15 protein-coding genes are annotated in these 19,362 nt (G+C 62.3%); 5 read left to right on the forward strand and 10 right to left on the reverse strand.

Features of this window, described 5'->3' with window-relative positions; translation table 11 throughout:
* Positions 1–55: 55 nt before the first annotated feature.
* Positions 56–280, reverse strand: coding sequence for a DUF3717 domain-containing protein (locus tag B0G80_RS15835; protein WP_116118580.1), 225 nt, complete (start codon positions 278–280; stop codon positions 56–58).
* Between the two features lie 239 nt (positions 281–519).
* Here B0G80_RS15835 and B0G80_RS15840 point away from each other — a divergent pair, with 239 nt between their 5' ends.
* Complete coding sequence (locus tag B0G80_RS15840; RefSeq protein WP_013590077.1) at positions 520–1,206, forward strand: response regulator transcription factor; 687 nt, start codon at positions 520–522, stop codon at positions 1,204–1,206.
* A 134-nt stretch (positions 1,207–1,340) separates the two neighbouring features.
* Entirely contained in the window at positions 1,341–2,846 is a 1,506-nt protein-coding gene (locus B0G80_RS15845) for a sensor histidine kinase (protein ID WP_116119677.1), read from the forward strand.
* A gap of 64 nt (positions 2,847–2,910) precedes the next feature.
* Here B0G80_RS15845 and B0G80_RS15850 read toward each other — a convergent pair whose 3' ends face one another.
* The 7 genes from B0G80_RS15850 to mnmC form a co-directional block, all read right to left on the reverse strand.
* The gene (locus B0G80_RS15850; RefSeq protein WP_106284893.1) at positions 2,911–3,429 is read right to left on the reverse strand and encodes an SET domain-containing protein; all 519 of its coding nucleotides are present in this window, start codon (positions 3,427–3,429) and stop codon (positions 2,911–2,913) included.
* Between the two features lie 218 nt (positions 3,430–3,647).
* Complete coding sequence (locus B0G80_RS15855; protein ID WP_116118581.1) at positions 3,648–4,760, reverse strand: NADH:flavin oxidoreductase/NADH oxidase; 1,113 nt, start codon at positions 4,758–4,760, stop codon at positions 3,648–3,650.
* A 74-nt stretch (positions 4,761–4,834) separates the two neighbouring features.
* The gene (locus B0G80_RS15860) at positions 4,835–5,548 is read right to left on the reverse strand and encodes a glutamine amidotransferase (protein WP_116118582.1); all 714 of its coding nucleotides are present in this window, start codon (positions 5,546–5,548) and stop codon (positions 4,835–4,837) included.
* Between the two features lie 127 nt (positions 5,549–5,675).
* Complete coding sequence (locus B0G80_RS15865) at positions 5,676–6,314, reverse strand: MarR family winged helix-turn-helix transcriptional regulator (protein ID WP_012434832.1); 639 nt, start codon at positions 6,312–6,314, stop codon at positions 5,676–5,678.
* 540 nt (positions 6,315–6,854) lie between these two features.
* Positions 6,855–7,970 carry a YbdK family carboxylate-amine ligase gene (locus tag B0G80_RS15870; RefSeq protein WP_106284897.1) on the reverse strand — a complete coding sequence of 372 codons (1,116 nt, stop codon included), beginning with the start codon at positions 7,968–7,970 and terminating at the stop codon, positions 6,855–6,857.
* Between the two features lie 130 nt (positions 7,971–8,100).
* Positions 8,101–9,303 (reverse strand): cation:proton antiporter, encoded by a 1,203-nt coding sequence (locus tag B0G80_RS15875; protein ID WP_116118583.1) that lies wholly within the window; start codon positions 9,301–9,303, stop codon positions 8,101–8,103.
* A gap of 847 nt (positions 9,304–10,150) precedes the next feature.
* Positions 10,151–12,121, reverse strand: coding sequence for a bifunctional tRNA (5-methylaminomethyl-2-thiouridine)(34)-methyltransferase MnmD/FAD-dependent 5-carboxymethylaminomethyl-2-thiouridine(34) oxidoreductase MnmC (mnmC, locus tag B0G80_RS15880; protein ID WP_116118584.1), 1,971 nt, complete (start codon positions 12,119–12,121; stop codon positions 10,151–10,153).
* A gap of 494 nt (positions 12,122–12,615) precedes the next feature.
* Here mnmC and B0G80_RS15885 point away from each other — a divergent pair, with 494 nt between their 5' ends.
* Positions 12,616–12,894: an HU family DNA-binding protein gene (locus B0G80_RS15885; RefSeq protein WP_006050811.1), complete on the forward strand. Its 279-nt coding sequence runs from the start codon at positions 12,616–12,618 to the stop codon at positions 12,892–12,894.
* 124 nt (positions 12,895–13,018) lie between these two features.
* Here the strand turns inward: B0G80_RS15885 and B0G80_RS15890 are convergent, their stop codons facing one another.
* Positions 13,019–14,341, reverse strand: a complete 1,323-nt coding sequence (locus B0G80_RS15890) for a GTP-binding protein (protein ID WP_116118585.1) — start codon at positions 14,339–14,341, stop codon at positions 13,019–13,021.
* A gap of 143 nt (positions 14,342–14,484) precedes the next feature.
* Complete coding sequence (locus B0G80_RS15895; RefSeq protein WP_116118586.1) at positions 14,485–14,931, reverse strand: lytic transglycosylase domain-containing protein; 447 nt, start codon at positions 14,929–14,931, stop codon at positions 14,485–14,487.
* A 514-nt stretch (positions 14,932–15,445) separates the two neighbouring features.
* On the opposite strand from B0G80_RS15895, the gene gspD reads away from it, so the two are divergent.
* Positions 15,446–17,806, forward strand: coding sequence for a type II secretion system secretin GspD (gspD, locus tag B0G80_RS15900; protein ID WP_116118587.1), 2,361 nt, complete (start codon positions 15,446–15,448; stop codon positions 17,804–17,806).
* A complete protein-coding gene (gene gspE / locus B0G80_RS15905) occupies positions 17,803–19,359 on the forward strand; it encodes a type II secretion system ATPase GspE (protein WP_116118588.1) in 1,557 nt (518 codons plus the stop codon). Before gspD ends, gspE begins: the two co-directional genes overlap by 4 nt.
* Positions 19,360–19,362: the final 3 nt, after the last annotated feature.

The raw sequence follows: 19,362 nt of genomic DNA on the forward strand, positions 1-19,362 counted from the left end.
AATTTGGCAGCAATGAAAGGGCATTGCAGGTAATCCCTTGCCCAAACCTTCAGTTCTACAGGCTATTCTTAAGGTGCACGTAAGAATCCCACGCTTGCCTGGCAATGCCGTCTAAACGATCCAGTGATAGCGAGTGCTGACGCTGTACAATCAGCAGCGCATACGGCTTGGAGAGCGCGCTTGCCTCCTTGCACAGAACGAGTTCGTCGCCGCTCGAAGGTGAGCGGGCACGCCAGAAGTTGATTGCGGCTTCCAGTTCGTGAATGCTTATCTCGGACATGACTTCGTGATCGCTTTCAGGAAAACGCCGGGTTGTCCGAAGTTATCCTGGCCCTTCGGGAGACTGGTGCGATGTGACAGGTTGAGAAGCGCCCGGTTGGCGTTTCGAGGCCGCTCGATGCCTGCTTCGTGGCCGCTTCGTGCCAGTTCGGTACGGCCACGCCGCACGCTGTCTGTGCAGCAGGCGCCCCGGCGAACCGCTTGCCCAAACGCCTAACCCATTGTACTTGAGCGAAACCCATGCGACTCCTTCTGATCGAAGATGACCGCCCCATCGCACGCGGCATCCAAAGCAGTCTCGAACAAGCCGGCTTCACCGTCGACATGGTCCACGACGGCATTTTCGCCGAACAGGCCCTCACGCAAAATCGCCATGAGCTGGTGATCCTCGATCTGGGTCTGCCCGGCATCGACGGCATGACGCTGCTCTCGCGCTTCCGTCAGAGCAATCGCCATACACCGGTGATCATCCTCACCGCGCGCGATGAACTGAACGACCGCGTGCAAGGCCTGAATTCCGGCGCCGACGACTACATGCTGAAGCCGTTCGAGCCCACCGAGCTCGAAGCGCGCATCCGCGCGGTCATGCGCCGCAGTGGTCCGCACGGCGATATGCCGCGTCCGGAAGTGTCGCTGGGCGGTGTGCGCCTGTCGGGCGTCGATCGCCGCATTTTCAACGACGACAAGCCGCTCGAACTCTCGCCGCGCGAATTCGCGGTGCTCGAAATGCTGCTGCTGCGTCATGGCCGCGTGGTCAGCAAGGCACAGCTGCAAGACCATCTGACGCATTTCGGCGGCGATCTCGGCGACACGGCGATCGAGGTCTATGTGCACCGGGTTCGTAAAAAGCTCGAAAACTGCCGTGTCGAGATCGTCACGGTACGCGGCTTCGGTTATCTGTTGCAGGAAATCCGTCAGGCCGCATAATCGTCGTGAAGGCCGCACGCTACGTTGCGGCCTGACGACGCCAGACCGGCGCCGCGCACTCGGTGCGCACCTCGCCGGCATCCGGCGATATTTCGCGGTGCTTGCGCCGTTGCTACTTTCCCGCGCGTTCGATCATGCCCCAGCCGGCCGCCAATAGTCTGCGCCGCACGCTGCTGCGGCGCCTCGCTGCTCCCCTTTCGCTGCTCGCGCTTATGAGCGGCCTGATCGCCTACTGGCTGGCGTGGCAGTACACGCAGCACGTGGTCGACCGTTCGCTCGCCGATCTTGCCACGGCGATCTCCAAACAGATCCAGATTGCCGGCCCGGATGCACGCATCACGGTGCCGCCGCTCGCACAGGCCATGTTCTCGGACCCGGTCGAGCACCTCGTCTACCGCATCAGCACCGGCGAAACGGAAATTGCCGGCGATCACAATCTTCCGCTGCAAGGCACGAGCGTGCGGCGCATGCATTACGCGTATGTATTCGAAACGCAGCATCAAGGCGTGACGGTGCGAGTGGCGCAGGTCCGGGTCGATCAGCCGACGGGTAATCCGATCGTCGTCGAAGTCGGTCAGCCGGTGCATCACCGGTTTCGCATTGCCGCCGAATTTCTGGTCGCGATCATGATGCCGCTGCTGTTGCTGCTGCTGGCGGGCTGGGTGATCGTATGGCGCGTGGTCAATCAGCAGCTCAATCCGCTTACCGATCTTGCCGATTCGCTGAACCGGCAAACTCACACGTCGCTCGAACCGGTCGATGAAACCTATGTGCCGGTCGAAATTCGCCCGTTGACCGGCGCGTTGAATGCGTTGCTCGGCCGCCTGAAAACGGCACTCGACGGTCAGCGCAAGTTCATCGCCGACGCCGCGCATCAACTCCGCACGCCGCTGACCGCCGTCAAATTGCATGCGGAGCAGGCGGCCATCGCGCGCGATCCGCAGCAAACCCTGGCCGCCGTGCGTGAACTGCGCGCCGCGGCTGATCGTGCCGTGCGGCTATCCAATCAACTGCTCTCGCTCGCGCGTGCCGAGCCGGGCGAACAGGCGGCTCGCTTCGTCAACGTGGACATGGCCGCGCTCGCGTTCGACACGGGCGCCGAGTGGGTGCCGCGTGCGTTGACGTTCCACGTCGACCTCGGTTTCCAGCGTCTGGACGACCCCAGCAACGGCCATCCGTTGATGGCGCGCGGCAATCCCGTGCTGCTGCACGAAGTACTCGCCAATCTGCTGGATAACGCGCTCAAATACGTGCCGCCGTCGCGCTTCGATGGCGGCCGCATCACGGTAACGGTGTCGCAAACGGTGATCGACGAATCGCGCATGGCGGAGATCATCGTCGAAGACAACGGGCCGGGCGTGCCGCGCAACCAGCAGGCCGATCTATTCAAGCGGTTCTTCCGCGGCGACGGTCAGACCGACGCCGGCGTGGATGGCGGCGCCGGTCTGGGCCTCGCGATCGTCCACGACATCATGGTGCTGCATCACGGCAGCGTGCATTACGAGGATGCCCCGGAAGGCGGCGCACGTTTCATCGTGCGCATTCCGCTCGTGCCGGTCACTGTTCAGAGCGATGTGGAGGTGGTTGAACCGAGACGCCAGGCAAAAAAATCGGCGCACTCGGCGCCGTTGGATATTTGACTGTCTGCAAGCTCGACGGGCGTCTGAATCAATCGCCAACGTGATCGATCAGACAGCCCAAACATCATTTCTTCTTCGCTTTCTTCGCCGACGTTTTGCCCTTGGCCGCCGACTTCCCGGACTTGCCCTTCTCCTTCTCCGGCGCCGCCAGCATCGTGCCGCGGCACTTGCGCGCGCCGCAACGGCATTCGTATTCCTTCTTGAGCTTCTTGGTCTGACGCGCGTCGATCACGAGGCCGTAATCGTAAAAGACCTCCTCGCCTTCCGCGATATCGCGCAATGCATGCACGTATACGTGACCGTCGATTTCTTCGGCTTCGCAGTTCGGCGCGCAGGAATGGTTGATCCAGCGCGCGCTATTGCCGTTCACTTTGCCGTCGATGACCTTGCCGCTGTCGAGTGCGAAATAGAACGTGTGATTCGGTTCGGCCGGATTATGCGGATGACGGCGCAGCGCTTCTTTCCAGGAGATCCGCTCGCCTTTGTATTCGATCAGGCGCTCGCCGGCCGCAATCGGTTCGAGGGCAAACACGCCTTTGCCGTGCACACCCGAACGGCGCACGGCGATCCTGCGTGAACTCATTGAATGAATCCTTGTGAAGAACTGGGGGTGAAGTTTGGCAGCCGTCGAAAATGCCCGCGTCTCGCGCGCTGCTTTTTTCTGCCGCGGATAGCAAACGCGGCGCCTTGCGAGCGCCGCGTCGACCTGCGACGCACGTGCGCCACAACCGGCATCCTACACGCTGAAGACGGCTTCGTTCAACCGTCAAAAAGACGCGCGCCGTTGACGGCTGGCCAACTTCACCGTTGTCCGAACGAAATGTCGCCGAACAATGCCTTTTGCTCGCGCGGTTGCGAACGCCAGTACTGCGGCGGCGCTTCGACCGTCGCGCCGAGCTGCGCCGCGGCGTGCCACGGCCAACGCGGGTTGTACAGCAACGCACGGGCCATCGCGATCAGGTCGGCGTCGCCGTCTTCGATCAGTTGTTCGGCATGCAACGGGTCGGTGATGAGGCCCACGCCGATGGTCGTGAGGCCGGTTGCTTTCTTAACCGCCTTGGCAAAGGGGATCTGATAACCCGGTTCAAGCGGAATCTTCTGCAACGGCGAGACGCCGCCGGAGGACACGTCGATCCAGTCGCAGCCGCGCTTTTTCAGCTCCTGTGCGAACGCGATGGTGTCTTCCAGCGTCCAGCCGCCTTCGACCCAGTCCGTCGCGGAGACACGCACGCCGACCGGTTTGTCGGCGGGAAAGGCAGCGCGCACGATATCGAAGATTTCAAGCGGAAAGCGCATGCGGTTTTCCAGCGAGCCGCCGTAGTCGTCGTCGCGCTGATTGGCGATCGGCGAGAGGAACTGATGCAGCAGATAGCCGTGCGCCGCGTGCACTTCCAGTCCATCGACACCGAGCCGCGCGGCACGCCGAGCCGAGGCCGCGAATGCTTCGCGGATGCGGTTCAGCGCAGGCGTGTCGAGCGCCAGCGGCGGTTCTTCGCCGGCCTTGTGCGGCAACGCGGACGGCGCGAGCGGCAGCCATCCGCCTTGCGACACTGGAATCAGCTGGCCGCCTTCCCACGGCGCGTGGCTCGACGCCTTGCGCCCGGCGTGCGACAACTGCATCGTGACCTTGATGTGCGAATGCTTGCGGATCGCGGCCAGCACGGGCACGAGCGCGGCTTCGGTGACGTCGTCCCACAGGCCGAGATCGCCTGGTGTGATGCGGCCGTCCGGCTCGACCGAGGTTGCCTCGATGCACAGCATGCCGGCACCGGATAACGCCATGCTGCCGAGATGGATCATGTGCCACGCGGTTGCCTCGCCACGGTCGGCGGAATACTGGCACATCGGGGACACGACGATACGATTGGGAAGCGTCACGCTACGCAGCGTGAGCGGAGAAAAAAGCGCGCTCATGGATTACGCCCAGTAGAAACCCGAGAGCGATCGAGCATAGCACCGCAAGTGATTTAGTGCTGGCCCATAGCCATTCAGGGTTTCGCCTCGACCTGATCGAGCCACTCGCCGAACATCCGGCACGCGGCGGCTTCGAGCGCGGGACCGAACTTCGCGGTCTCGGCCCGCAATTGGCGTGCGTCGATGCCGTGGCCAACCAGTTCGCCCGCGTTGCCGATCAGCCAGGGCTCGAAGCGATCCGTCCGAATCTCCGGATGACACTGCAGGCCCAGCACATGATTGCCCCAGGCGAACGCCTGGTTTTCGCAAGCCGGCGTCGATGCAAGCCGCGTTGCCTTGTCAGGCAGATCGAAGGTATCGCCGTGCCAATGCAGCATGGAGGTCTGCGCGCCGTCCAGATGACGGACAGGAGAAGCACGGCCGGCGTCCGTCAGCGTAAGCGGCGACCAGCCGAGTTCGGTTTGACCCGCGGGATAGACGCGAGCGCCAAGAGCACGCGCGATTAATTGAGCACCGAGACAGATGCCGAGAGTCGGCAAACCCGCAGCGATGCGTTTCTCGATCATGGACAGCAACGGCACGAGCGTCGGATAAAGCGCGTCGTCGGTTGCGCTGATCGGGCCGCCGAGCACCACCATCAGCGACGCGGAAACCGGGTTCGGCGCTTCGATGCGGGCAAAGCCCACGTCGAGATAGCGGACCGGGCGCCCGCGCTCGCCGAGCACCAGCTCAAGACTGCCCAGATCCTCGAAGTGCACGTGGCGAATGGCCAGAACTTCGCGATTCATCGGCCTGTCCCACCTTCAGGTTGACTAAAGACTCGCCGCCACGCGGCACCAGTCGGCTGACGGGCGGCAAACGCCGCCCGCTGAAGCCGGCTTGGCAGTGTAGCGGATTGTCCCGGAAGAAGCCGCCTTATTGGGCGAAGATCTTCCAGGTCTTCTTCTGGGTGGCGACGTCGGCCATCTCATACACCGAGCAGTCGAGGCGCAGATCCGTATCCGACATGTTCAGATCGAGCAACGCGCAATGATGCGGCGTCTTCTTCGGGTTCTTGCTCGGCTCGAAATGCGTGCAGCTCAGACACATGCGGTGCGGCGGAATCGTGCCTTGCGCTTCCAGTTGATGAACGGTCTTCAGCAGCGTGCGATAGAACACAGCCTGCTCGTCGTCACGCAGCGTGCCGACCGCCTTGGCCAAAAAGTCCGGCCATTGCGCCGCGCGCTTCGCAGCCGTACGGCCACGGGCCGTCAGGCGGACCGCGAGGGCACGGCCGTCGTCCAGGGCACGGCGCTTTTCGACCAGCCCTTTGGTTTCGAGCGTGCTGACTGCATCACTTGTCGTCGCGGCGGTGAGCGCCGTTTCGCGGGCAATTTCGCCGAGACGCATCGGGCCTTTGCGCTGCATCAGCAAGACCAGAATTTCGCCCTGGGTGGGTGTCAGGCCAGCGCCCTCCGCCCATTCCCAAGCCTGGCTCCGCATCGCCGTGCTCAATCGCAATAGGCTGTGGGTCACCCGCCCGGTCGCCTGTTCTCCGTATACGCCTTCGCTCATAATCTTCGATTGGTTTATTTACAGCTTTCGTACGACGCCGGCGAACTGCTTGCCGACCGCGCCCGTAGCCTGTGTGGGGTAGCCTCGCCCAACTGCGGACAAGACGGTTTTCTACTATCTCAAAAATTTACCGCCTTGCAAGGCAAAGCAGCGGAAACGACATTCTATGCGAGAGCGGCGAATCGTACAGCTAAGTTATCCAACACAAGTTGTGGATAACCACGGGAAAACTCAGGGATGGCTTGTGCGCCGATTCTTGATAAGCACCCAAGCCTGATCCGCGTGTCACAAAGTTGTCCTCGTATACCGGCGCCGATGCACCCTCGATCAGCGCAGTTATGGTTTACGCAGCACGTTGACTTTGCAGGGAATTATTCAGTTGTCCACAGGCAGATGCAATGCTTGTTAACTACTACTACGTTTGTATACATTAACGGTATAAAAACCTAAGGCACGCCGAGCTGGAAAATTAATTTATTGAAAAAAAACCCGCTCGAGGCGGGTTTCCTTACGATTTCACGCAGGCCATCAAGCCCGCGGTTAGGCCCGCCACTGCAAACACTGCTGCCTGACGGCTTCATGCAGAGACTTTTCCCGTTCGACGACACCGCGTAACCAGGTTGCATCATTCACCTGACCGCGAGCGATCGCGCCGATCTCGGCAAGCGCATTGCCCGAACCCAACGCTTCGGCGTGCGGAGCAATCAGATCCAATGTTTCGAGGATGTCTTCGGAAATCGTCTTGCGCTCGCCCGTTTGCGGATTGATGCAGGTACCGGCCAGGCCGAAGCGGCATGCTTCGAAACGATTGAACGTGTAGACGAGGTAATCGTCTTCTTGCGGCGTGATCGGTTTGTCGAGCAGCAGATGCCGCGCGAGCGTCTGGATGTAGCAGGCAATCGCCGCCGCGCGATCCACGGACAACGGCGTGTCCATCACACGAACTTCGATCGTGCCGAAACCCGGCTTCGGTCGGATGTCCCAGTAGAAATCTTTCATGCTGTTGACGACGCCGGTGTGGACCATCTTCGAGAAATATTCCTCGAAACTGTCCCACGTCAGGACGAACGGCGCGCGGCCCGACAGCGGGAACGCGAACACGGAATTCAGTCGTGCCGAATGAAAACCGGTGTCGACACCCTGCACGAACGGCGACGACGCGGACAACGCAATGAAATGCGGAATGAAGCGCGACATGGAATGCAGCAGATAGAGCGCGCTGTTCGGATCCGGGCAGCCGATATGCACGTGCTGGCCGAACACCGTGAATTGCTTGGCAAGATAGCCGTACAACTCGGAGAGATACTGAAAACGCGGCGTATCGACGATCTGCCGCTCGCTCCATTGCTGGAACGCATGCGTGCCGCCGCCGCACAAACCGACGTTCAGATGATCCGCGGCGGAAACCAGCGTGTCGCGAATCTTGCGCAAGTCGGCGACGGCCTGCTCGTGCGTCGTGCAAATGCCGGTCGACAACTCGATCATGCTTTCGGTGATTTCCGGCGTGATGTTGCCGGGGATCTTTTCGTCCTTGATGAGGCGCAGCAGATCCGAGCCGGCTTTGGTCAGATCATAGTCATGCGTATTGACGATCTGCATCTCGAGTTCGACACCGAAGGTGAACGGTTTCGAATCGATGAAGGGTTCGAGTGACATGGCGTCCCCTGAGTCAGGTCGGCCGGGCGTGGGTCACATGCCCGGCCGTTTTTGAATCGAATATAAGTTGCAAAAAGCGTGTCGAAGATCGAGCTTCGAGCAGCACAACGCGCTCTTTGCCTCGCGCCGACTATTCGCGCCGCTCAGCGACCAGCGCCACGCTGCGATAGACGAGCCACGGCCCGAGAATTTGCAGCACGAAAATGGAACACATCACGATCGCGCGCAGTTGCGGATCGAAGTTCGGATACAGGTTGTAGGTGTCGTCGACCAGCAGATACGCAAGCGCCGACATCGGCGATAAGGATAGACCGAGCGCCATCCCCTGCTTCCAGTTCAAGCCGCTCGGCTTGGCGAACGCCAGCACGCCCACCAGTTTCGCCACGAGGCGCGCAACAATCAGACCCAGCGCCGCGACGCCGCCGAGCGCGATGTCTTTCCATTCGAACGAAGTCAGCGTCAGCACGAACAGAATCACGGTCAACAACCAGCCGGCCGTGCCGAAGTGCTCCGGCCACAACTGCGGACGCGCTTCATGATTCTTCACGATGATGCCCGCGGCCAGCAACGCAAGAATGGTCGACAGCTTGAACAGATGCGCGACCGCGATAGCCAGCAGCACCAAGCCGAACAGCGCGACGAACGAGTGCTCGTCCTGCATGTTCAACCGTCGATAGAAGAATGTGCAGGTACGCGCGAGCAGATACGCGAGCACGAGCGAGCCGACCAGCAGATAAAGCGGTTGCAGGATGGTCGCGAAAACGTTGCCGTACATCTCCTGATGCAGCCAGCTCGATACGAGCTTTTCGATCACCACGGCATACATGCTGTTCAGCGCGGTCAGGGTCAACAGACGCTGGGTCACCTGGCCTTCCGCGCGCAATTCCGTTTTCAGCTGAATCACCATGGCCGGCGACGTTGCCATGGCGATCGCGGCGAGCACGGTTGCCACCATCAGCGGCACGTTGAGGAACAGCAAAACCGGCAACACGAGCGCGAAAGTCAGCGTGGCTTCGGCGACGCTCGACAGAATCAGCCACGGATTCCGACGGATCCAGCGCAAATCGAGCCGGCTGCCGAGTTCGAACAGCAACAAACCGAGCGCGACATCGAGCAGCGGCCGCGCGGCGCTCGCGGAATCCGCATCGATCACGCCCGATCCGGCCGCACCGGCGATCAGACCAATCACCGCATAACCGGAAATGCGCGGTAAACGCCACGCGCGATAGCACAGCTCACCGCACAGGCCGGCGGCGAGCAATGCGAGACCAGCCCAAAAAATGGCGTCGGGTGAAAGCGGCCAGGCTGGAAAAAATGAAAACGCCGAATTCATCGTAATGGGTTCTCCTTAGCAGCAACGGCAGGCGACACGAACCGGCACGAACACCGGCGAGCGGGGTGGGCACATGAAGCGCTCACTGTCGCGATCGCTTCGCGTGGCCAGCGTTGCGAGTTTTTCAACGATCGGATGATCTGAATGCCCGGCAGCAGTAAGGAACCTGGCGCATTCGGGGTGCGGCCGTAGCAACCGGCACGGTGATAGAGCGCCGTCGACTTTGAATCAGATTCTGATTGAGCGGCACCGTTCCGTTTGCTGCGTGTGCCGCTGTAGAGACAGGGCACGACGCGGAAAAGAACGGCGATTGTGCCATAGCTTTTTCAGCCTTGACCGAAAAGGCGCGAACATGCTGGCAAAACGGTAAAAACGTACGTTATCTCGCTGGCGTGAGGAAAAACCGACCGTTTTCAGCGCGAATCCTGCCGGTCAAAACGGCTAGTTTGATCGCGGCAAATGTGCTTTTCGGGACATCGCGGTGGAAGTTTTGCACGGGTTCAGAAGCGGTCCGAGCTACGCCGCTAAGCTCTGCACCCGCCACGGTCTTTCTGTTTACAGGTTTACCGTATGTATACGTAGTAACAGTTAACAAGGTGCCTCGGTTTCTGTGGATAACTCCTGTTTACCGAAACGAATCATCGCTTTGTCGACGGCATAACCGGATGCACAGCATGTGCGGGAGCGGCGCGTATACAAGGGTAACTTTTGGCGAGTTTCTGCGACGGCCAAGTTACCCCGTTTACGTCCACAACGGTTCCACACCTGTTGCGCCGGTAAACCAAGCGGTTATCCACAACTTTCAGTGGATAACTCATCTGGCGAACCGGCTGGGCGGGGCCTGCGGTTAACTCACCGTTCCCTGACGCAATGCGCGCAACAGGAAGCGCGCCGGGTCGATGTCTTCAGCCAGATCCCGTTCAAGCGGCCAAGGTTCGCCTTCGAGTTGCGAAGCGATGAGTTCCGCGCCGAGCGCCGCCCATACGAGGCCTCGTGAACCGTACGCAAAGGCGCCGTAGAGGCCATCCGTCCGCGGCAGATCAAGTGGCCACGCGCCACGCAGACGCGGCGCGTCAAGCGCAGCCTGCGCTTCGTCGGCGAGCTGGCCGATCATCGGCATGCGATCGCTGGTGACGCAGCGGAACGCGACGCGTCCCGCGAAGTCCGCCGATTTAGCCCGTTCGACGACATCCCCGAACGCCGGCAGCATCTGCGCGACGCGCTCAAGGTTTTCCTTGTGGCCGTCCGCGCGCAACGATGTGTCGGGGTCGTCGAGTTCATACGTGGCGCCGGTCAACGTGCCACCGTCCGCCAGCGGCACCGCGTAGCCTTCGCCGATTACGGGTATCTGAAGCGGCGGCAGCACGGTGCCTGCCGGCAGCAAAGTGAGTTGACCGCGAATGCTGCGAGTCGGCGCATGCTGTGAACCGGCGATGCGCGCGGCATCGTGTGCGGTGGCGACGATGACCACCGGCGCACGCACGATGGCCTCGCCCGATGTATCGAATACGGTCCATTGACCATCGGACCGCTCGATTCGCGCGACGTCCACACCGAAGCGGCGCTCCAGTAGTGAACCCGCCGCGGCACACTGCGCGGCGCATAGCGACGCCGGGTCGATCCAGCCACCGTGTGGAAAGAACCATCCGCCGCGCGCGAGCGGCATGCCGGCGAGCCGCTGCGCTTCATCTGAAGAGACCGGCCTGACGTAGTCGGACGGATAGCCGAATGCAGCGATCGCTTCGCTGATCGAACGGGCTTCGTCTTCGTCCGCGGCGATCTGCAATAGGCCCAGGCCGCCGCGCAACGGCGCGTGGCCGAGCCGCTCGAGCGCGGCCCAACGCCTGAGCGCATACAGAAAGCCGGCACGCGTGACGCGCGAGGCGACGCTGTCGTCGCGCGAAATCATGGGATGGAACACGCCGGCCGGATTGCCCGACGCCTCCTGCGCGACCGAAGCGTGCCGCTCCAGCGACGTGATGCGCCAGCCGCGCGCGGCGAGCCGCTCGATCACGGCGCAGCCGGCCAGCCCCGCGCCGATCACCACCGCATGCCTTTCGTCGACCGCGAGCGGCGTCGGCGGCTCATGACGGCGCACGCGCCAGCGCGGCGCGAAATGGCCGACCAGCATCGCCCGTTTCCAGCCAAAGCCGTCCACCTTGCGGTACTCGAAGCCGCATTGCGTCAACGCGCGCTTGATGTCGCCAGCGCTACTGTAAGTGGCGAACGTGGCGCCCTCGCCTGCCAGCCGCGCGAGCGCCTTGAAGATTATCGGAGTCCAGAGTTCGGGATTCCTGGCGGGCGCGAAGCCGTCGAGATAAAACGCATCGGCGCGTAGCCTCAAGGCCGGCAGGCGCTCCTGCGCGTCGCCGAAGACGAGCGTGAGCACCACGCGCCCTTCATCGAATTCGAGCCGATGCGTGCCGGGAACGAGCATCGGCCAGGCGTTCGCGAGCGCTTGCGCGAGAGAGGCAATCTCCGGGTCGGAAATCGTCGCCGCAATCACCTTGCGCAAATCGCCGACTGTAAAGGGATGCTTTTCGGTCGACACGAAATGCAGCCGCTCGCACCGCGACGGGTCGGTGCGCCACGCGGCCCAGGTCATCAGAAAATTGATGCCCATGCCGAAGCCGGTCTCCAGCACGGTGAAAATGCGACGGCCCTGCCACCGATCGGGCAGCGAATTGCCGTGCAGGAATACGTATCGAGCCTGTTCGAGACCGCCTACGGCGCTGTGATAAATGTCGTCGTAAAGCGGCGAAAAAGGTGTGCCGTTGTCGCGAAAAGCGAGGCCGGCAGGGATCAGCGGATCGGTCATGCGCGACGGAAAATGACGCTCGGAAAAATGCCCCCGCACCTGTCGCTTCGCGCCAGGCCCCGCGAGGGAGATGAGAAAACTTGGGGCAAGCCGGCGTCTTCGGACACGCGGTCGAAGCTTGCCTTCCGCGCGCACAGCTCGCCGGACGGCGAAAAAGACCCGCCGAACGTTGGCAAAAACCAACGCCAAGCCCCGTCCATACTAGGTTTCAGGCCTCGGTTGAAGGTTGCCGAGCGCAAAAATTGCGATTTCCTTGCGATATCGACCCCGGAACCGCGTAAATCTTCGAAACCCTTGTCCTGATTGGGTTTGCGCTGCGCTATCATAGCAAGCGCCGCGACGGGAGCGGCAGCACGGCCGACGGGCAGTCATCTGTCCGGCGCTATTGGTCCGGAGGGGATCCGGAGCCGGCGCTGCTCGACGGCGCGGCCCGCGCACGTATAATCGGCGCGTTCGCGCTGTTCGTGTCAACCTAAACTCAGAAAGGAACCTTAATGAACAAACAGGAACTGATCGACGCTGTCGCAGGACAGACGGGCGCCAGCAAGGCTCAAACCGGTGAAACGCTGGACACGTTGCTTGAAGTGATCAAGAAGTCTGTGTCGAAGGGTGATGCGGTCCAGTTGATCGGCTTCGGCAGCTTCGGTTCGGGCAAGCGCGCAGCGCGTACGGGGCGTAACCCCAAGACCGGCGAAACTATCAAGATCCCGGCCGCCAAGACCGTCAAGTTCACGGCTGGTAAGGCGTTCAAGGATGCAGTCAACAAGCGCTAAGCAGATTACTGCCAGGCAGTTGACACCCGCCAACGGCGGGTTTTTTTTCGCCCGCGCAATGTGGATGCGAAAGCCGCGACGGGCGTCGCGGCGCGATTGGGCCGAGCGGCGAAGACCGTTCAGTTCAGTCGTGACGATGCACGATCTCGCCGTGGCCATGACCGTCGTGATCGTGATCGTGATCGTGGTCATGATGATCGTGGTCGTCTTCGTCGAAGTCCCAGGCCGGGAACGGATCGGCGAACTGCTCCCACGCTTGCGGTCCCTGCGCGTATTCATCGTCGGTCAGCAGGCACGCGTCGAACTTCGCTTTCCAGACCGCGGCGTCGATGCCGACGCCGATCATCACCAGTTCCTGGCGACGGTCGCCGATGCTCAGATCGTCCGGATCGCCGTACCAGTCCGCGGCGATTTCGGCGGCCAACTCGTCGTCGCCTTCCGGCCACTCGCTGCGATCCTGAGCGGCCCACCACATGCCCGCCGGACCGTGCCGGCAAGCACCGCCCGCCTGCGAGAGCGAACCGGCGATATCGTTACGCGTGGCGAGCCAGAAGAAACCCTTGCTGCGCAATACACCCTTCCACTCCTGATGCAGCAGCGCCCACAGGCGTTCCGGATGAAACGGCCGGCGCGCCCGGTAAATGAAATTGCCGATGCCGAATTCGTCCGCCTCGCCGTGATGAGCATGACCGTGTTCGTGGTCATGTTCATGATTGAGCGATGTTAGCCAGCCCGGCGCGCCCGCCGCCTCGTCGAAATCGAAGCGGCCGGTGTTTAGCACCTGCTCAAGCGGCACGTCGCCAAAACGTGCGACCACTTGCACCGCACGCGGGTTGATCCGGCCGAGAATGCGCTGCAGGCGCGTGAGTTCGTCCGCGCTCACCAGATCGGTCTTGTTGACCACCAGCACGTCGCAGAATTCGATCTGCTCGATCAGCAACTCGACCAGCGTGCGGTCGTCTTCCTCGGTCGCGGCGATGCCGCGCTCGGCGAGCGCGTCGGCCGAGCCGTAGTCGCGCAGGAAGTTGAACGCATCGACCACGGTCACCATTGTGTCGAGCCGCGCGACGTCGGCGAGCGACGCGCCTTCATCGTCGACGTACGCGAAGGTCTCGGCGATCGGCATCGGCTCGGCCACGCCGGTCGATTCGATCAGGATCGCGTCGAAACGCTGCTCGCCGGCCAGCCGCTTGATCTCGACCCGCAGGTCGTCGCGCAGCGTGCAGCAGATGCAGCCGTTCGACAATTCGACGAGTTGCTCCTCGACGTGAGAAAGCGCGGCGGCGTCGCGCACGAGGGTCGCGTCGATATTGACGGCGGCCAGATCGTTGACGATCACGGCCACGCGCAAACCCGCGCGATTCGCGAGGATGTGATTCAGGAGCGTGGTCTTGCCGGCGCCCAGAAAACCGGAGAGCACGGTGACGGGCAGTAGCGGCTGGTTCATCGCAGTACGGAGAAGCTAGGGGATTGGAAGGCACGCCGGGCGCGGCGCCGCATGACTGCGGACCGCAACGAGGTCGAGCCTCGGCGGCGGCACGAAGCCGCATTGTGCATCAAAACGGGCGGAGTTCGCGTGATGTGGCCGGATCAGCGCGCAGCCGGCATCAGATTCCACTTGCGCAGGATCGCGGCGATCTGCTGCGCGTACTTGTCGCGCAGCGCCGGCGTTTCGGAGTGGTAGGCGCCGATGGCCTGCCAAGTGTTGCCGTACTTGTTCATCTGACGGCGCAGATGCCACGCCGCTATATAGACGTTTTTGCACGGCTCCATTAGCGTGCCTTGCGAGATGCCATACTGGGCGAGCACGGGCAGATGGATCGAATTGATCTGCATCACGCCGTAGTCGGTCGAGCCATTTGCATTTTTATGCGTTGCGTCGGGACGATTGTGCGACTCTTGCCACGCAATTGCGCGCAGAATCAAGGGGTTGACCTTCTGATACTTCGCTGCTTCGTCAAAACAATCGGCGCGTGCGGACCCTGCTGCTATCAGCAGGGCAAGTCCCACGGCGGCGGTGACGAAGCTTCGTTTCATCAGTCAAGAGCACTAAGCAAAGCGCAAGAGTAAGGTTCGGTAAGGCATCGTATCGGCCATACTTCAGCCGCTGACGGTCGCCGGGCCACAGGCCTGAGGTTTGTCGGACATCGGGGAAAACCCGCGTCGGCAACTCGCAACCAGGGACTCGAACGGCTCGTATCATACCGGCAGGCGGACCCTCGTCAAGTTGGCTAACCGACATAAGGGAGCAGAAAACGAAGCGTTTTTGCGCCCAATCGTCTGACTTTCCGTTGGCTTTCAATTGTTTGACAACAGGCGGCGATTTCTAGAGAAATCGCGCAAGACAGTTCGTTTTGTGACAAATCAGACATGAAAAACTGTTACTGTTCATTTTTTTCGGACATCGGACGGCCGCCGACGAGGGCGAAAATCGTCCGCGAGGCTGGCCGGCAGACCGTCAGAACGGCGGCCTGCTCGCATGTCCGCACTGCATGACCGTCGGCAGCTACGGCTGTCGGCATCGAAACCTTATTCCATGAGAAGAAATCGTATGGCTTTGCGTCGCGTCGCAACGGCGCTGCTGGTGGCTGGCTTGATCACCGCGCAGACAGCACAGGCACAGGTGACACTGAACTTCGTCAACGCGGACATCGACCAGGTGGCCAAGGCGATTGGCGCGGCAACCGGCAAAACGATCATCGTCGACCCGCGTGTGAAAGGTCAGTTGAATCTCGTGTCGGAGAACGCGGTGCCTGAAGATCAGGCACTGAAAACCTTGCAGTCCGCCTTGCGCATGCAGGGCTTCGCGCTCGTGCAGGACCACGGCGTACTGAAAGTCGTGCCCGAGGCCGACGCAAAGCTGCAAGGCGTGCCGACCTATGTCGGCAATACGCCTACGGCTCGCGGCGACCAGGTTGTCACGCAGGTATTCGTTCTGAAGAACGAATCGGCCAACAATCTGCTGCCGGTGCTGCGTCCGCTCATCTCGCCGAACAATACCGTCGCGGCCTACCCAGCCAACAACACGATTGTAGTCACTGACTACGCCGACAACGTGCGGCGTATTGCCCAGATCATCCAGGGCGTGGATTCCGCGGCGGGCCAGTCGGTATCCGTGGTGCAACTGAAGAACGCGAATGCGATCGACATCGCCACGCAACTCAACAAGATGCTCGACCCGGGTTCGATCGGCAGTACCGACGCGACGCTGAAGGTATCGGTCACCGCCGACCCGCGCACCAACTCGCTGCTGATCCGCGCGTCGAACGGCGCGCGCCTCGCGGCCGCGAGGACTCTGGCGAAAGAACTCGATACGCCGACCACCATGCCCGGCAACATTCACGTCGTGCCGCTGCGCAACGCGGACGCGACGAAGCTCGCGAAGACCTTGCGCGGCATGTTCGGCAAAGGCGGCGAGACCGGCTCGTCGAGCAACTCGAACGATGCGAATTCGTTCAACCAGAACAACACCGGGGGCATAGGCGGCAACAATTCGACGGGCTCGTCGGGTACGCCGCCGCTGCCGTCGGGCGGACTCGGCAGCAGCTCTCTGGCTTCGCCGATGGGCGGCAGCGGCAGCGGCGGCGGATACGGCGCGGGCGGCTCCAATAACGGCGGGTTCGGCAACGAGAAGGACAAGAGCGACGACAATCAGCCAGGCGGCATGATCCAGGCGGATTCCGCGACCAACTCGCTGATCATCACGGCGGCCGAGCCGGTGTACCGCAATCTGCGCGCGGTGATCGACCAGCTCGACGCACGTCGCGCGCAGGTCTATCTCGAGGCGTTGATCGTCGAGTTGAACTCGAACACGAGCGGCAACCTCGGCATTCAGTGGCAGGTGGCGAACAATTCGATCTTCGCCGGCACGAACCTGCAGACCGGATCGAGCAACAGCATCATCAACCTGACGGCGGCCGCCGCAGCGGCCGGCACCACCGGCGGGCTTGCCACCGCGCTCGGCAACGGGGCTTTGCAGCAGGGCCTTAACGTCGGCTGGATTCACAACATCTTCGGTGTGCAAGGACTCGGCGCGCTGCTGCAGGCGCTGTCGCAGACCGCCGACGCGAACGTGCTGTCCACGCCTAATCTCATTACGCTCGACAACGAGGAAGCGAAGATCGTTGTCGGTACGAACGTGCCGATCCAGACGGGTTCATATTCGAATCTGACGAGCGCGACGGCGACTTCGGCGTTCAATACCTACGACCGCGTCGACGTCGGTCTGACGCTGCACGTGAAGCCGCAAATCACGGACGGCGGCATTCTCAAGCTGCAGCTCTACACGGAAGACTCGGCGATCGTCACTGGCACGAACAACGCGGTGACCAACCCGGCCGGCCCCGAATTCACCAAGCGTTCGATCCAGTCGACGGTGCTCGCCGATAACGGCGAGATCATCGTGCTGGGCGGTTTGATGCAGGACAACTACCAGGTCAGCAACAGCAAGGTGCCGCTGCTCGGCGATATTCCGTGGATCGGCCAGCTGTTCCGCTCGGAACAGAAGACCCGCAACAAGACCAACCTGATGGTGTTCCTGCGCCCTGTGATCATCAGCGATCGCGGTACGGCTCAGGCCGTGACGTCGAACCGCTACGACTACATCCAGGGCGTGCAGGGCGCGTACAAGCAGGACAACAACCTGATGAAGGACAACGACGATCCGGTGGTTCCGCCGATGCCGATCGGTCCGAGCCAGGGTGGTTCGCCCGCGATGAATCTGTTCGATCTCGACAAGATGCGCCGTCAACAGTTGGCGCCGCCGCCGGCCAACGGCGGAGCGCCCACGAATGGCGGCGCCGCTACCAACGGTAACGCCGTGCAGAGCAGTCCGACCACCGTCGGGCCTGCCATACAGAGCAGCCCCGGGACCGTGACGCCGTCCACGGCGTCGCCTGGAGTGCGGCCGTGAGCACGCCGTCCACGCCGCCGTCAGCGTCTGCTGCGCCAGCCGCAACGCGAGCCGGTGCCGCAACACTACCGCCCGCCGGCGCGACGGAGCATGCCGGGCGCGAGGCGCCTTCCGCCATCGCCGCGCGGCTCGTGCCGTACGGCTTTGCCCGTGCCGGCCAGATTCTGGTCGCGCATCAGCATGCGGACAGCCTCGAGGTCTGGATCAGCGAACGCACGAGCGACGCCGCGCTGTCCGAAGTAGCGCGTAACTTCGGCGCAGTGTCGATCGTACGGCTGCCCGCCGATGAGCTCACGCAGGCGATCAACCAGGCGTATGCGCGCCAGGACGGCAGCGCTGCGCAGGTGGTCGGCGAAGTGGAAGGCGAAGTCGATCTCTCGCGCCTGATGCAGGACATTCCCGAAGTGGAGGATCTGCTGGAGTCGGAAGACGACGCTCCGATCATCCGCATGATCAATGCGCTGCTCACGCAAGCCGCGCGGGAGCAGGCGTCGGATATTCATATCGAGCCGTTCGAGACTTCTTCCGTCGTGCGCTTTCGCGTCGACGGTACGTTGCGCGACGTCGTGCGGCCGAAGAAAGCGCTGCACGGCGCGCTGATCTCGCGGATCAAGATCATGGCGCAGCTCGATATCGCCGAAAAGCGTTTGCCGCAGGACGGCCGTATCACGCTGCGCGTGGGCGGCCGTCCGGTCGACGTGCGCGTCTCCACGCTGCCGACCGGCCACGGCGAACGCGCGGTGCTGCGTCTGCTGGAAAAAGACGCGTCGCGCCTGAACCTCGAAGCGCTCGGCATGGCGGCAGATACGCTCGGCAAGTTCGACAAGCTGATCGGCAGGCCGCACGGCATCGTGCTGGTGACCGGCCCGACCGGTTCCGGTAAAACGACCACGCTGTATGCGGCCATGTCACGGCTCGAAACCGCGACCACGAACATCATGACGGTCGAGGATCCGATCGAATACGACCTGTCCGGCATCGGCCAGACGCAGGTCAACGAACGGATCGGCATGACCTTCGCGCGGGCGTTACGCTCGATTTTGCGGCAGGATCCGGACGTCATCATGATCGGTGAAATCCGCGACCTCGAAACCGCGCAGATTGCGGTGCAGGCGTCGTTGACGGGCCACCTCGTGCTGGCCACGCTGCACACGAACGACGCGGCATCCGCCGTGACGCGTCTGACCGACATGGGTGTCGAACCGTATCTGCTGGCGTCGTCGCTGCTCGGCGTGCTGGCGCAGCGGCTGGTGCGGCGCCTGTGCCCGATATGCCGCGAAGAGCGTGTCGAGGAAGACGGCAGCGTGCGCTACCACCCGGTCGGTTGCGACCGGTGCGGCCATTCCGGTTATGCGGGACGCCGCGGCGTCTACGAATTGCTGCTGATCGACGACGACATCCGCACGCTGGTTCACCGCAACGCAGCCGACGCCGAGATTCTCGCGGCCGGCCGTGCACAAGGCATGCGCACGCTGCGCGAAGATGCGGACCGCTGGCTCGCCTCCGGGCTGACATCGCTCGAAGAAGTGATCCGCGTCACGGGCGGAGCATAAGCG

This window comes from Paraburkholderia sp. BL6669N2 (assembly GCF_003387275.1).
GTDB lineage: Bacteria > Pseudomonadota > Gammaproteobacteria > Burkholderiales > Burkholderiaceae > Paraburkholderia.

What these genes read in the sequence shown, in the direction of transcription:
- B0G80_RS15845 (WP_116119677.1), top strand. Translation starts at nt 1,341, where the DNA reads ATGCCCCAGCCGGCCGCCAATAGTCTGCGCCGCACGCTGCTGCGGCGC.
- gspD (WP_116118587.1), top strand. Translation starts at nt 15,446, where the DNA reads ATGGCTTTGCGTCGCGTCGCAACGGCGCTGCTGGTGGCTGGCTTGATC.
- B0G80_RS15855 (WP_116118581.1), bottom strand. Translation starts at nt 4,760, where the DNA reads ATGAGCGCGCTTTTTTCTCCGCTCACGCTGCGTAGCGTGACGCTTCCC.
- B0G80_RS15835 (WP_116118580.1), bottom strand. Translation starts at nt 280, where the DNA reads ATGTCCGAGATAAGCATTCACGAACTGGAAGCCGCAATCAACTTCTGG.
- B0G80_RS15885 (WP_006050811.1), top strand. Translation starts at nt 12,616, where the DNA reads ATGAACAAACAGGAACTGATCGACGCTGTCGCAGGACAGACGGGCGCC.
- B0G80_RS15840 (WP_013590077.1), top strand. Translation starts at nt 520, where the DNA reads ATGCGACTCCTTCTGATCGAAGATGACCGCCCCATCGCACGCGGCATC.
- B0G80_RS15860 (WP_116118582.1), bottom strand. Translation starts at nt 5,548, where the DNA reads ATGAATCGCGAAGTTCTGGCCATTCGCCACGTGCACTTCGAGGATCTG.
- B0G80_RS15870 (WP_106284897.1), bottom strand. Translation starts at nt 7,970, where the DNA reads ATGTCACTCGAACCCTTCATCGATTCGAAACCGTTCACCTTCGGTGTC.
- B0G80_RS15890 (WP_116118585.1), bottom strand. Translation starts at nt 14,341, where the DNA reads ATGAACCAGCCGCTACTGCCCGTCACCGTGCTCTCCGGTTTTCTGGGC.
- B0G80_RS15865 (WP_012434832.1), bottom strand. Translation starts at nt 6,314, where the DNA reads ATGAGCGAAGGCGTATACGGAGAACAGGCGACCGGGCGGGTGACCCAC.
- B0G80_RS15850 (WP_106284893.1), bottom strand. Translation starts at nt 3,429, where the DNA reads ATGAGTTCACGCAGGATCGCCGTGCGCCGTTCGGGTGTGCACGGCAAA.
- B0G80_RS15875 (WP_116118583.1), bottom strand. Translation starts at nt 9,303, where the DNA reads ATGAATTCGGCGTTTTCATTTTTTCCAGCCTGGCCGCTTTCACCCGAC.
- mnmC (WP_116118584.1), bottom strand. Translation starts at nt 12,121, where the DNA reads ATGACCGATCCGCTGATCCCTGCCGGCCTCGCTTTTCGCGACAACGGC.
- B0G80_RS15895 (WP_116118586.1), bottom strand. Translation starts at nt 14,931, where the DNA reads ATGAAACGAAGCTTCGTCACCGCCGCCGTGGGACTTGCCCTGCTGATA.